10 protein-coding genes are annotated in these 12,807 nt (G+C 71.3%); 6 read left to right on the top strand and 4 right to left on the bottom strand.

Translation table 11 applies throughout. The features are described from left to right. The 4 genes from CRM73_RS08945 to CRM73_RS08960 form a co-directional block, all read right to left on the bottom strand. Positions 1-1,739: BCCT family transporter (locus CRM73_RS08945; protein WP_229587425.1), on the bottom strand; the 1,739-nt coding region annotated here is incomplete at its 3' end. Positions 1,740-1,746: 7 nt separating this feature from the next. Continuing rightward, a complete protein-coding gene (locus CRM73_RS08950; protein ID WP_035923472.1) occupies positions 1,747-2,523 on the bottom strand; it encodes a creatininase in 777 nt (258 codons plus the stop codon). 119 nt (positions 2,524-2,642) lie between these two features. Beyond that, on the bottom strand, positions 2,643-3,902 hold the full coding sequence (locus CRM73_RS08955; protein ID WP_035923474.1) for a M24 family metallopeptidase: 1,260 nt from the start codon (positions 3,900-3,902) through the stop codon (positions 2,643-2,645). A 272-nt stretch (positions 3,903-4,174) separates the two neighbouring features. Next, a complete protein-coding gene (locus CRM73_RS08960; protein ID WP_109268379.1) occupies positions 4,175-4,834 on the bottom strand; it encodes a GntR family transcriptional regulator in 660 nt (219 codons plus the stop codon). Positions 4,835-4,985: 151 nt separating this feature from the next. On the opposite strand from CRM73_RS08960, the gene glyA reads away from it, so the two are divergent. Genes glyA through CRM73_RS08990 form a run of 6 tightly spaced genes read left to right on the top strand, consistent with a single transcriptional unit; the run spans position 4,986 to position 12,800 of the window. Then, complete coding sequence (gene glyA, locus CRM73_RS08965) at positions 4,986-6,296, top strand: serine hydroxymethyltransferase (RefSeq protein WP_109243190.1); 1,311 nt, start codon at positions 4,986-4,988, stop codon at positions 6,294-6,296. Further along, positions 6,296-7,513 (top strand): sarcosine oxidase subunit beta family protein, encoded by a 1,218-nt coding sequence (locus CRM73_RS08970; RefSeq protein ID WP_109221426.1) that lies wholly within the window; start codon positions 6,296-6,298, stop codon positions 7,511-7,513. The genes glyA and CRM73_RS08970 overlap by 1 nt, the downstream gene beginning before the upstream one ends. A gap of 14 nt (positions 7,514-7,527) precedes the next feature. Beyond that, on the top strand, positions 7,528-7,815 hold the full coding sequence (locus tag CRM73_RS08975; protein WP_229587426.1) for a sarcosine oxidase subunit delta: 288 nt from the start codon (positions 7,528-7,530) through the stop codon (positions 7,813-7,815). After that, on the top strand, positions 7,812-10,727 hold the full coding sequence (locus CRM73_RS08980; protein WP_229587427.1) for a sarcosine oxidase subunit alpha family protein: 2,916 nt from the start codon (positions 7,812-7,814) through the stop codon (positions 10,725-10,727). The genes CRM73_RS08975 and CRM73_RS08980 overlap by 4 nt, the downstream gene beginning before the upstream one ends. Next, a complete protein-coding gene (locus CRM73_RS08985; RefSeq protein ID WP_095650222.1) occupies positions 10,720-11,397 on the top strand; it encodes a sarcosine oxidase subunit gamma in 678 nt (225 codons plus the stop codon). Before CRM73_RS08980 ends, CRM73_RS08985 begins: the two co-directional genes overlap by 8 nt. Continuing rightward, positions 11,397-12,800, top strand: coding sequence for an L-serine ammonia-lyase (locus CRM73_RS08990; protein ID WP_035923483.1), 1,404 nt, complete (start codon positions 11,397-11,399; stop codon positions 12,798-12,800). The genes CRM73_RS08985 and CRM73_RS08990 overlap by 1 nt, the downstream gene beginning before the upstream one ends. Positions 12,801-12,807: the final 7 nt, after the last annotated feature.

Consider the following 12,807-nt stretch of genomic DNA (forward strand, 5'->3'; position numbering starts at 1 on the left):
CGCGCGAGCGCGTCCGGGACCGGCTCCCGTCCGGCGGGCACCGCGGCCGGCCGGGCCGGGGGCTGCGGGACCGCCCGCTCCACCACCGTGGCGTCCCCGCCGCCGGGCGCGTCCGGCGAGGGGTCGTTGACCTCGCGCTCCAGGCGCTCGGTCTCCGGGGTGCGGGTGAGCAGCCGCCGGACCAGGTTCGCGATCATCAACAGGATGACGAAGGAGAACGGGAAGGCCCCGATGATGGTGCCGGTCTGCACCGTGTCCACCACCGCGGTGCCGCCGAGCGTGAGCAGCGTGACCGCCACGGCGGCGATGCTGGCCACGAGCACCACGCGGAAGAGGGGCCCGGCCCTCCGCGGCGCGGAGACGAACTCGGCCAGGGCGTGGGCGCCGGAGTCCAGGGAGGTGACGTAGTAGGTGGCGACGAGCACGGTGGCGACCACGAGCAGCAGCGAGCCGACGACGGGCACGGACTCCAGCATGACGAACAGTCCGCTGGACGTGTCCGCCGCGACCGCCGCGGAGATGCCGCGGTCGCTGCGGTCGTCGTAGTGCAGCGCCGCCGAGCCGATCACGCCGATCCACGCCATCACGATCAGGGAGGGGACCACCGTGACACCGATGACGAACTCACGGATGGTGCGCCCCCGGGAGATGCGGGCGATGAAGCCGGCGACGAACGGGCTGAAGGCGATGACCCAGCACCAGATGAACACGGTCCACCAGCCGTTCCAGCTGTCCTGCCAGGTGCCGATGTCCTGACCCGCGGTCCCCGCGTCGGTCCAGAAGCTCATCGGCAGGAAGTTGGTGAAGAAGGAGCCGAAGGTCTGCGTGATGTTGGAGATGAGGAAGATCGTGGGGCCGAAGACGAACACGGCCACGAGCAGCACGATGCTCAGCACCGAGTTGAGCTCGCTGATCCGCTTCATGCCCTTGTTGATGCCGAAGAACGCGGAGACGGCGGTGAGCCCGCCCAGGCCCAGGATCACCAGCAGCCAGACGCCCGAGCTCGGCGAGAGCCCCGTGAAGGACGCGAGTCCCGAGCTGAACTGCATGGCGGCGAAGCCGAAGGACGTGGCCAGGCCCAGGACGGTGGCGATGATGGCCAGCAGCTCCACGACCACGCCGGCCCCGCGCTGCGACCACTTCGGCAGGATGTCGACCGTGGCCTCGCGGAAGGTGAGGGTCTTGCCGAGGTTGTGGTGGGAGTAGGCGAGGCAGACGGCCACCACGCAGTACATGGCCCAGGCCGTCAGGCCCCAGTGGAAGTAGGACCACACCATGGCGCCCTCGGCCGCGCCGTCCTGTCCCGCGGGCACGACGGGGTTGTCGTCCCGGAGCAGGATGGGCTCGGCGACCGACCAGAAGATGAGGCCGATGCCCTGTCCGCAGGCGAAGAGCATCGAGTACCAGGCGAACTTGCCGTGCTCCGGGCGGGCGTCCGGGCCGCCGAGGCGGATCGAGCCGACGCGGCTGACGACCAGCCACACGCACACGGCGACCGCCACGAGCGAGTACAGGATGAACAGCCACGTGAAGTTCCCGGTCACGAAGGTGCGCGCCGTGGAGATGGCCTCGGCGGCGCCGCCCGGGTCCATGGTCACCACCACCAGCACGGCGATGATCAGCAGGGGCGGGAGGACCGTGATGACGAGCCGGTCCAGGGCCGGCAGGTGCCGCCCCCGGAACCGCGGCACGGTCACGGCCTCGGTGGCGGCCGCCGCGGAGGCGTGTGACTTCTTCATGTGTTTCTCACTTCCCGAACTCGCTGGTGACCGCCCGGACGATGCCGGTGCGGACGGTGGAGAGCAGCAGCTCGCCGCGCTGGGCGGTCGCGCCTGCTGGAGAGGAGAGGCACCCGGAGCTCGGGGTGCGAGCGGGGTCCTCGGGGAAAACGTCGTAGGGGGCCAGGTCAGCGGGGGGATGGTCGGGGGCCCGGGACATGTCGACCTTCTCGGGGTGCAGGTGGAGCATCAGCGAGGTCTCGAGGACGCCTCCGTGCTCGATGTCCCAGCCGAGGAAGCCGTCGGGGAAGACGACCGCCAGGGTCTGCTCGTCGACGAAGTCCCAGTACGAGAGCAGCAGGGCCCGGCTGTCGTCGAGGCCGCCGGCCCGGGCCTCGCGCACCGCGAGGTCGAGTCCTTCGTAGAGGAACTGGTAGTTCTCGAAGTGGCCGTTGACCACCGCGATCCGGCGGACGCCGTGGCGGAAGAACTCCAGGACCACGTCCTTCGTCTGTGCGATGAGGGCCTGGGCCGAGAGACTGGTGGTGCCGGCGCGGTGGTTGCCGCCCCCGGAGCGGGGCTGGGACTTGTAGCCGTAGCAGAAGGCCGGCGCCACCAGGGCGTCGAGGTCCTCCGCCGCAGCCAGGGAGATGGCGCGGGAGAGCATGGCGTCCACGCCCAGCGGCATGTGCGGCCCGTGCTGCTCCGTGGCCCCGGTGGGGATGAGCACCAGCCCCTGACCGGTGGCCACGTACTCCTGGTAGCTGTGGGCGTCGAGGTCTTCGAGCGAACGGGTGGTGACCACCGTGGTCCTTCCGTGCAGTGGATGTGGCGGTGCCGCGGGGTGCGGCTGCGGCAGAGGAGCTGCCGGGGAGGACGGCGGCGGCGCACCGGGGCGCCGCCGCCGTCGTCGTCGTTCCGCGCCTAGGCGGACACGATGTTGTGCTCGGGGCCGTACGGGAACTTGGTGATGTTCTCCGCGCCGTCCTCGCCGACGACGAGGATGTCGTGCTCGCGGTAGCCCCCGGCGCCCGGCTCGCCTTCCGGGACCGTGATCATCGGCTCCATGGACACGACCATGCCCGGCTCCAGCACGGTGTCGATGTCCTCGCGCAGCTCCAGGCCGGCCTCGCGGCCGTAGTAGTGGCTGAGCACGCCGAAGGAGTGGCCGTAGCCGAAGGTGCGGTTGGCGAGCAGGCCGTGGGAGATGAAGATCTCGTTGAGCTCCGCGGCGATGTCCTTGCACACCGCGCCCGGCTTGATCAGCTCGAGGCCGCGCTCGTGGACCTCGACGTTGATCTCCCACAGCTCGCGCGAGCGGGCGTCCGGCTCGCCGAGGAACAGGGTGCGCTCCAGGGCGGTGTAGTAGCCCGACGTCATCGGGAAGCAGTTCAGGGACAGGATGTCTCCGCGCTGCAGCTTGCGGGTGGTGGCCCAGTTGTGGGCGCCGTCGGTGTTGATCCCGGACTGGAACCACACCCAGGTGTCGCGGACCTCGCGGTGCGGGAAGGTGCGGGCGATCTCGTGGACCATCGCCTCGGTGCCGATGAGCGCGACCTCGTACTCGGTGATGCCCTCGCGGATCGCCGCGCGGATGGCCTCGCCGCCGAGGTCGCCGATGCGCGCGCCGTGCTTGATGACCTCGATCTCCTCGGCGGACTTGATCATGCGCTGGCGCATGGCGTCCTGGGAGACGTCGGTGAGCTCCGCGCCCTCGAACGCGGCCTGGATGCGCCGGCGGGTCAGAAGCGGCAGGGCGTCGTCCTCGACGCCGATCCGCCGGGCCTGCACACCGCGCCGGCGCAGGGCCTCCTGGAGGCCGTAGTAGAAGTTGTCGCGCCGCCAGTCGGTGTAGACGATGTTGTCGCCGTAGCTGGTGCGCCACGGCATGCCGGCGTCGATGTTGGCGGTGACCGTGACGGAGTCCTCGGCGGTGACGACGAGGGCGTAGTTGCGCCCGAACGTGGTGTAGAGGAAGTCCGAGTAGTACTTGATGCCGTGGTAGCTGGTGAGGATGACGGCGTCGAGCTGCTGCTCCGCCATGATCCGCCGCAGGCCGTCCAGCCGGCGCTCGAACTCGGCGTCGGAGAAGGTCAGCTGCTCCTTCTGCCCGTTGTGCAGGGTCTTCAGACGCTCGAGCTCGGCGACGGAGGCAGCGGGGGCGGTGATGGGCGAGGTGGTCATGGTCGTCCTTTCGTGGGTGCTCCTGGTGGCACGGAGCGGATCCGTGCCGAACGGCCTGGGAGCCGGGGAAGAGGAGTGCCTCTTGGCGCAAGTGCGTTGCTGTCAATGCAACAGCGTTGCCTCAATGTAGGGAGTGATCCAGCTCACCGTCAATGGCCGTGACGTTAATTCGCGTTACTGCGAGGTTAAACCCGGTCACACAGAGAGACATTCAGCCGCCCGTGGTGCGGCGGCGACGCATCGAAGTTGTGATCAGCGCAACAATTGGCCGCTCAGAGGACCCGCCGCACCTGCTCCTCGAAGTCGCGGATGTGCTCGAGCATGATCGTGGCGGCCTCGTCACCCCTGCCCTCCAGCACCGCGGTGAGCAGGGCCGCATGCACGGAGATGTGCTCCTGCAGCTGCGGGATCCGGTCGGCGGCCACGCACCAGATGCGGGTGGCCAGGTTGCCGTAGCGCGTCAGGGTCGTCTCCAGGTGCGCGTTGCCGGCGGCGGCGTACACGGCCCGGTGGATGGCCACGTCCCAGCGCAGGGTGTCCTCGCGGTCCTCGGCGGCCGGCTCCTCGAGCTGCTCCCGCAGCCGCTCCAGCCGTTCGCGGGCGGCACCCCCGCGCCGCGCGGCGGCCAGACGGGCCGCCAGCGGCTCCAGCACCTCGCGCACCTGGGAGATCTCGGACAGGGCCGTGATGTCCACCGTGGTCGCGAACGTCCCCCGGCGCGGATAGGTCACCACGAGGTGCTCGGACTCCAGCCGTTTGAGCGCCTCGCGCAGCGGAGTGCGCCCCACGCCCAGGTCCTCGCTCAGGCGGGCCTCGTTGAGCGGGCTGCCGGGCGGGATGTCGAGCAGGATCAACCGGTCCTGCAGCCGGAGGAAGGCCTGGTCGGCCAGGGACCGGCCGCCCGCCGCGGTCTCGTCGGTGTGCTGCAGCATGCGGGCCCTTCCTGCGGCGTGTGTGACGGGGCCCGAGCGCCGGATGACGACGGGACGGGAAGTCATGCTTGACCCGCCGTGCCCCTCGTCACATACTAGGCCTGAACAACTGATATATCAGTTGCACACAGAAGACTTCCCAGGAGGGCACATGACCGTGCACGAGGACCACTCCCTGTACCAGCCGCTGGCCGAGAGCGACCCCGAGGTCGCCGCGGCCGTCGACGCCGAGCTGCGGCGCCAGCAGTCCACGCTGGAGATGATCGCCTCCGAGAACTTCGCGCCCGCGGCGGTCATGGAGGCCCAGGGCTCGGTGCTCACGAACAAGTACGCCGAGGGCTACCCCGGCCGGCGCTACTACGGCGGCTGCGAGCACGTGGACGTGATCGAGCAGCTGGCGATCGACCGCCTCAAGGCCCTGTTCGGCGCCGAGCACGCCAACGTCCAGCCGCACTCCGGGGCGCAGGCCAACGCCGCGGCCATGTCCGCGCTGCTCCAGCCCGGCGACACCATCCTGGGTCTGGACCTCGCCCACGGCGGGCACCTGACGCACGGGATGAAGCTCAACTTCTCCGGCAAGCTCTACCAGGTCGCCGCCTACGGGGTCTCCGAGGACGACCACCGGGTCGACATGGACGAGGTCGCCCGGCTCGCCCGCGAGCACCGCCCGCAGCTCATCATCGCCGGCTGGTCCGCCTACACGAGGCAGCTGGACTTCGCCGCGTTCCGCGCGATCGCCGACGAGGTCGGGGCGTACCTGATGGTCGACATGGCGCACTTCGCCGGGCTCGTCGCCGCCGGGCTGCACCCCAACCCGGTGCCCCACGCCGACGTGGTGACCTCCACGACGCACAAGACGCTCGGCGGCCCGCGCGGCGGGGTGATCCTGTGCAAGCAGGAGCACGCGAAGAAGATCAACTCCGCGGTCTTCCCCGGTCAGCAGGGCGGCCCCTTGGAGCACGTGATCGCCGCCAAGGCCGTGGCCTTCAAGCACGCCGCGGCCGAGGAGTTCACCGACCGCCAGGTGCGCACCCTGGAGGGCGCGAAGATCCTGGCCACCCGGCTGCTGTCCCCGGACGTCATGGCCACCGGGATCAACCTGGTCAGCGGCGGCACCGACGTGCACCTGGTGCTGGTGGACCTGCGGAACTCCGAGCTCGACGGACAGCAGGGCGAGGACCGGCTGCACCGCATCGGGATCACGGTCAACCGCAACGCCGTGCCCTTCGACCCCCGCCCGCCGATGGTCTCCTCCGGTCTGCGGATCGGAACCCCGGCCCTGGCCACCCGCGGCTTCGGGGCCGAGGAGTTCACGGAGGTGGCCGACATCATCGCCCAGGCGCTGATCCAGGAGCTGACCGACGAGCTCGTCGAGCAGCTGCGCGATCGCGTGACCGCCCTGGCCGAGCGGTTCCCGCTCTACCCGAACCTGTCCGCCCCCGCCCTGAACGGAGCCTTCTGATGGCCGACCTGCTGCCGGAGCACCCGGACTTCCTGTGGCGCAACCCGGACCCGAAGTCCTCCTACGACGCCGTGATCGTCGGCGGCGGCGGACACGGGCTGGCGACCGCCTACTACCTGGCCAAGAACCACGGCATGACCAACATCGCCGTGCTGGAGCGGGGCTGGCTGGCCGGCGGGAACATGGCCCGCAACACCACGATCATCCGCTCCAACTACCTGTGGGACGAGTCCGCGGCGATGTACGAGCACTCCCTGAAGCTCTGGGAGATCCTGCCCGAGGAGCTGGAGTACGACTTCCTGTTCTCCCAGCGCGGCGTGATGAACCTGGCGCACACCCTGGGGGACGTCCGCGAGTCGATGCGCCGGGTCAACGCGAACAAGCTCAACGGCATCGACGCGGAGTGGATCAGCCCGGAGCAGGTCAAGGAGCTGTGCCCGATCATCAACATCGGGGACGACATCCGCTACCCGGTGATGGGGGCGACCTACCAGCCGCGCGCGGGCATCGCCAAGCACGACCACGTGGCCTGGGCCTTCGCCCGCAAGTGCGACGAGATGGGCGTGGACATCATCCAGAACTGCGAGGTCACCGGCTTCGTCAAGGACGGCGACCGGGTGGTGGCCGTGGAGACGTCCCGCGGGCGGATCAACGCCGGCAAGGTCGGGCTCTGCGGGGCCGGGCACTCCTCGGTCCTGGCGGAGCTCGCCGGGTTCCGGCTGCCGATCCAGTCCCACCCGCTGCAGGCCCTGGTCTCGGAGCTGCACGAGCCCGTGCACCCGACCGTGGTGATGTCCAACCACGTGCACGTCTACGTCTCCCAGGCCCACAAGGGCGAGCTGGTCATGGGCGCCGGCGTGGACGCCTACAACGGCTACGGCCAGCGCGGCGCCTTCCACGTCATCGAGGAGCAGATGGCGGCAGCGGTGGAGCTCTTCCCGATCTTCGCCCGCGCCCACGTCCTGCGCACGTGGGGCGGCATCGTCGACGTCACCCTGGACGCCTCCCCGATCGTCTCCAAGACGCCCGTGGACCAGATGTACGTCAACTGCGGCTGGGGGACCGGCGGGTTCAAGGGAACCCCCGGCGCCGGCTACTCCTTCGCCCACACCATCGCCCACGACGAGCCCCACCCCCTCAACGAGCCCTTCGCCCTGGAGCGGTTCGAGACCGGGGTCCTCATCGACGAGCACGGCGCCGCCGCCGTGGCCCACTAGGAGGCCGGAACACCATGCTGCTGATCGAGTGCCCCAACTGCGGGCCGCGCGACGAGACCGAGTACCAGTACGGCGGGGAGGCGCACGTGCCCTACCCCGAGAACCCCAGCCGGCTCTCCGACAAGGAGTGGGCGGAGTACCTCTTCTACCGCAACAACCCCAAGGGTCTGATCGCGGAACGGTGGGCCCACGCCGTCGGCTGCCGCCGCTGGTTCAACGTCGTCCGCGACACCGTGACCTACGACATCAAGGCCGTCTACAGGATCGACGAGCCCAAGCCCGAGATCGGAGGCGTCAAGTGAGCGCGCAGACCCACCGCCTGCCGGCGCAGCAGAGTGCGCCCGGCAGCATCGACCGCACCACGCCGGTGCGCTTCACCGTCGACGGGCAGGAGCACACCGGGTACGCCGGCGACACCCTGGCCTCGGCCCTGCTCGCCGCCGGGCGCATCCACTGCGGCGACTCGATGTACCTGGGCCGTCCGCGCGGGATCGTGTCCGCCGGGGTGGAGGAGCCCACCGCGCTGGTCAAGGTCGCCGCGCGCACGGAGGCCGACGTCGACGAGTCCATGCTCCCGGCCACCACGGTCGAGCTGACCGACGGTCTGCAGGCGTCCTACCTGCGCGGTCTCGGACAGCTCGACCCCCGCAAGGACGAGGCCGTCTACGACCACAAGCACGTGCACACCGACGTCCTCGTCGTCGGCGCCGGCCCCGCCGGGCTGGCCGCGGCCCGGGAGGCCGCGAAGTCAGGGGCCCGGGTCATCCTCATGGACGAGCAGCCGGAGGCCGGAGGCTCCCTGCTGTCGGGCCGCGACGACGTCGTCGACGGCCTGCCCGCCCGCGACTGGGTCGCCCGCACCCTCACCGCCCTGGAGGCCGAGCCCGAGGTCACTGTCCTGCACCGCACCACGGCGTTCGGCAACTACGACGCCAACTACGTCGTCGCCGTCCAGCGGCGCACCGGCCACCTCGCCGAGGCCCCGGGTCCCGGCGTGTCGCGGGAGCGGATCTGGCACGTGCGGGCGCAGCAGATCGTGCTCGCCACCGGCGCGCACGAGCGGCCGGTCGTCTTCGCCAACAACGACCGCCCCGGCATCATGCTCGCCGGATCGGTGCGCACCTACCTCAACCGCTACGCCGTCGCCGCCGGCACGTCGGTGGTCGTGGCCACCACGAACGACTCCGCCTACGACCTCGTGGCCGACCTCGCCGCCGCCGGGGTCCGTGTCGCGGCCGTGGTCGACTCCCGCCCGGAGCTCCACGGCCGGGCCGCCGACATCGCCGCCGCCACCGGGGTTCGCCTGATCACCGGCAGCGCCGTGGTGGACACCGCCGGCGACGGCGAGCACGGGCGGATCAGCGCCGTGACGATCGGCGGGATCGACGGCTCCGGCGCGCTGACCGGCCCCACCACCACCGTGGACACGGATCTGCTCGCCGTCTCGGGCGGGTGGACCCCGGTGGTCCACCTGCACAGCCAGCGGCAGGGCAAGCTGACCTGGGACGAGCGCCTCGCGGCGTTCGTGCCGGGCGCCCCCGTGCGGGACCAGCACACCGCGGGCTCGGTCAACGGCACCACCGACCTGGCGTGGTGCCTCACCGAGGGGGCCCTCGCCGGGGCCGAGGCCGCCGGCCGGGCCGGCTTCGAGACCCAGCCCGAGACCCCGCACGCGGAGAGCGTCGAGTCCTCGCCCGTCCGCCCGCTGTGGCTGGTGCCCGGGCCCGAGGGCGCGTCCGCCGGCTGGAGCCGCCACTTCGTCGACTTCCAGCGCGACCAGACGGTCGCGGACGTGCTGCGCTCCACCGGCGCCGGCATGCGGTCCGTGGAGCACGTCAAGCGCTACACCTCCATCTCGACCGCCAACGACCAGGGCAAGACCTCCGGGGTCAACGCCATCGGCGTCATCGCCGCGGCGCTGAACAGCACCGACGTCGGTGGGATCGGCACCACCACCTACCGCGCCCCCTACACCCCGGTGGCCTTCACGGCCCTGGCCGGACGACGGCTCGGCCACCTGTTCGACCCGGCGCGGCTGACCTCGGTCCACCCCTGGCACGTGGCCCACGGGGCCCTGTTCGAGGACGTCGGGCAGTGGAAGCGGCCCTGGTACTACCCGCAGGCCGGGGAGGACATGGACACGGCGGTGCTGCGCGAGTGCGCGGCCGTGCGCGGGTCCGTGGGGTTCATGGACGCCACCACCCTGGGCAAGATCGAGATCCGGGGCAAGGACGCCGGGGAGTTCCTCAACCGCGTCTACACCAACGCCTTCAAGAAGCTCAAGCCCGGCATGGGCCGGTACGGGGTCATGTGCACCCCCGACGGGATGGTCTTCGACGACGGCGTGACCCTGCGCCTGGACGAGGACCGGTACTTCATGACCACCACCACCGGTGGCGCGGCCAAGGTCCTGGACTGGCTCGAGGAGTGGTCCCAGACCGAGTGGCCGGAGCTCGACGTCACCTTCACCTCGGTCACGGAGCAGTACACCACCGTCGCCGTCGTGGGCCCGAAGTCCCGGGCCGTCGTCGAGAAGCTCGCCCCCGAGCTGGACCTGTCCAACGAGGCGTTCCCGTTCATGGCCTTCCGCGAGACCGTCCTGGCCTCCGGGGTGCCCGCACGGATCTGCCGGATCTCCTTCTCCGGGGAGCTGGCCTTCGAGATCAACGTCTCCTCCTGGTACGGCCTGTCGGTCTGGGAGTCCGTCGCGGAGGCCGGCGCCGAGTACGGCATCACCCCCTACGGCACCGAGACCATGCACGTGCTGCGCGCGGAGAAGGCCTTCCCCATCGTGGGCCAGGACACCGACGGCACGGTCACCCCGCAGGACCTGGGGATGGAGTGGGTGGTGTCCAAGACCAAGGACTTCATCGGCAGGCGCTCCTACGACCGCCCGTCCGCCACCAGCCCGGACCGCAAGCAGCTGGTCGCGGTCCTGCCGGTGGACCGGACGTTCCGGCTGCCGGAGGGCGCCCAGCTGGTGGACCACGGCACGCCCATCACCCCGGAGGTCGCCCCCGTGCCCATGGTCGGCCACGTCACCTCCAGCTACCGCAGCGCCGCCCTGGACCGGACCTTCGGGCTCGCCCTGGTGGAGAACGGCCGCAACCGCATCGGTGAGACGCTCCAGGCCCCGCTCGACGGGCGGCTCGTGGACGTCGTCATCGCAGAACCCGTGCTCTACGACCCCGAAGGGAACCGCCGTGATGGCTGAGCAGCTCCTGACCGACACCACCGCCCTGCGCCGCAGTCCCCTCGCCCACCTCGCGCAGCAGATGCACGAGCAGACCGTGACGGGCGAGCGGGGCGTGGCCCTGCGCGAGATCCCGTTCCTGACCATGGTCGGGATCCGGGTGGCGCCCGGCACTCCGGCCGCCGAGGCGGTCGCCGCCGCGGCCGGGATGCCCCTGCCGACCGGCCACGGCCGGGTCACCGGCACCGCCGGGGCCACGGCGATCCTGTGGATCGGGCCCGACGAGTTCCTGCTCGTCGGCCCCGACGGCGTGGGGCCCGCGGAGATCGGCCCTGCGGGGAGCGACCTCCGAGCGGCGGGCACCGACGACGCCGGCACCGCCGCCGGGCTGGCCGGGGCCCTCGGCACCGAGCCCGGGCAGGCCGTGGACCTGTCTGCCAACCGCACCACCCTCGAGCTGTCCGGGCCCTCGGCCCGCGCGGTGCTCGAGAAGAGCTGCCACCTGGACCTGCACCCGCGGGCCTTCGCGGTCGGCACCGCCGTGGCCACGACCCTGGGCCCGGTGCAGGTGCTGCTGTGGCGCACGGAGGAGCTGACGTGGCGGATCATGCCGCGGGCCTCCTTCGCCGAGTACACCGCCCGGTGGCTGCTGGACGGCATGACGGAGTTCGCCTCTCCCGAGGTGCCCTGATGGCGCTGTCCGCCCTGGACCTGTTCTCCGTCGGCATCGGCCCTTCCTCGTCCCACACGGTGGGCCCCATGCGGGCCGCCCGGCTGTTCGCGGACGGGCTGGCCGGGGCCGGTCTCCTCGAGGGAGTCGCCAGGGTCCGGGCCGAGCTGTTCGGCTCGCTCGGCGCCACCGGTCACGGGCACGGCTCGGACAAGGCCGTGATCCTGGGGCTGCAGGGCGAGGACCCGGAGACCGTGGACACCGACACGGCGGACGACCGGGTGCGGACGAGCACGGAGCGCGGGCAGCTGTGCCTGGCGGGGGTCCGGCCGATCCCCTTCGACCGCGCCGAGGACGTCGTCATGCACCGGCGCAGGTCGCTGCCCGCGCACCCCAACGGCATGACGTTCGCAGCCTTCGGGGCGGACGGCGAGCCGGTGCGGGAGCGGACCTACTACTCGGTGGGCGGCGGGTTCGTGGTGGACGGGGACGTGTCCGGGGAGGACCGCATCGTCCAGGACACCACGGAGGTGCCGTACCCGTTCACCACCGGCCGGCAGCTCCTGGAGCACTGCCGGCGGGAGGGGACCTCGATCGCCGGGATCATGCTCGCCAACGAGCTGTCCTGGCGCAGCGAGGAGCAGCTCCGCTCGAGCCTGCTGCGCCTCTGGGCCGTCATGCAGGAGTGCGTGGAGAACGGGTGCACGCGCACGGAGGCCCGGCTGCCCGGCGGGCTGAAGGTCCGCCGCCGGGCGCCGGGCCTGCGGGCGCGGCTGCGCGAGGCCGAGGCGGCCGCCGACGCGTGCGCCGTCCGGCCGGCGTCCGATCCGCTGCAGGCCATGGAGTGGATCAACCTCTACGCCCTGGCGGTCAACGAGGAGAACGCCTCCGGCGGGCGGATCGTCACCGCCCCGACCAACGGGGCGGCGGGCATCATCCCCGCCGTGCTGCACTACTACGACCGGTTCGTCGCCGGGGCGGACGAGGACGGCGTGGTGGAGTTCCTGCTGACGGCGGCGGCCGTCGGCATCCTGATCAAGGAGAACGCCTCCATCTCCGGCGCGGAGATGGGCTGCCAGGGCGAGGTGGGCTCGGCCTGCTCCATGGCCGCCGCGGGCCTGTGCGCGGTCCTCGGCGGCACGCCGGAGCAGGTCGAGAACGCCGCCGAGGTCGGCATGGAGCACAACCTCGGGCTGACCTGCGACCCCGTGGGCGGGCTCGTGCAGATCCCGTGCATCGAGCGCAACGCGATCGCCTCCGTCAAGGCCATCAACGCCGCACGCCTGGCCCTCCAGGGCGACGGCGAGCACACGGTCTCGCTCGACCAGGTCATCAAGACCATGCGCGAGACCGGCAACGACATGAAGATCAAGTACAAGGAGACCTCCCGTGGTGGACTGGCCGTCAACGTCATCGAATGCTGAGCAGCGC

It is taken from the genome of Kocuria sp. CCUG 69068, from assembly GCF_020833785.1.
In the GTDB taxonomy this organism is placed as follows: Bacteria; Actinomycetota; Actinomycetes; order Actinomycetales; family Micrococcaceae; genus Kocuria; species Kocuria rosea.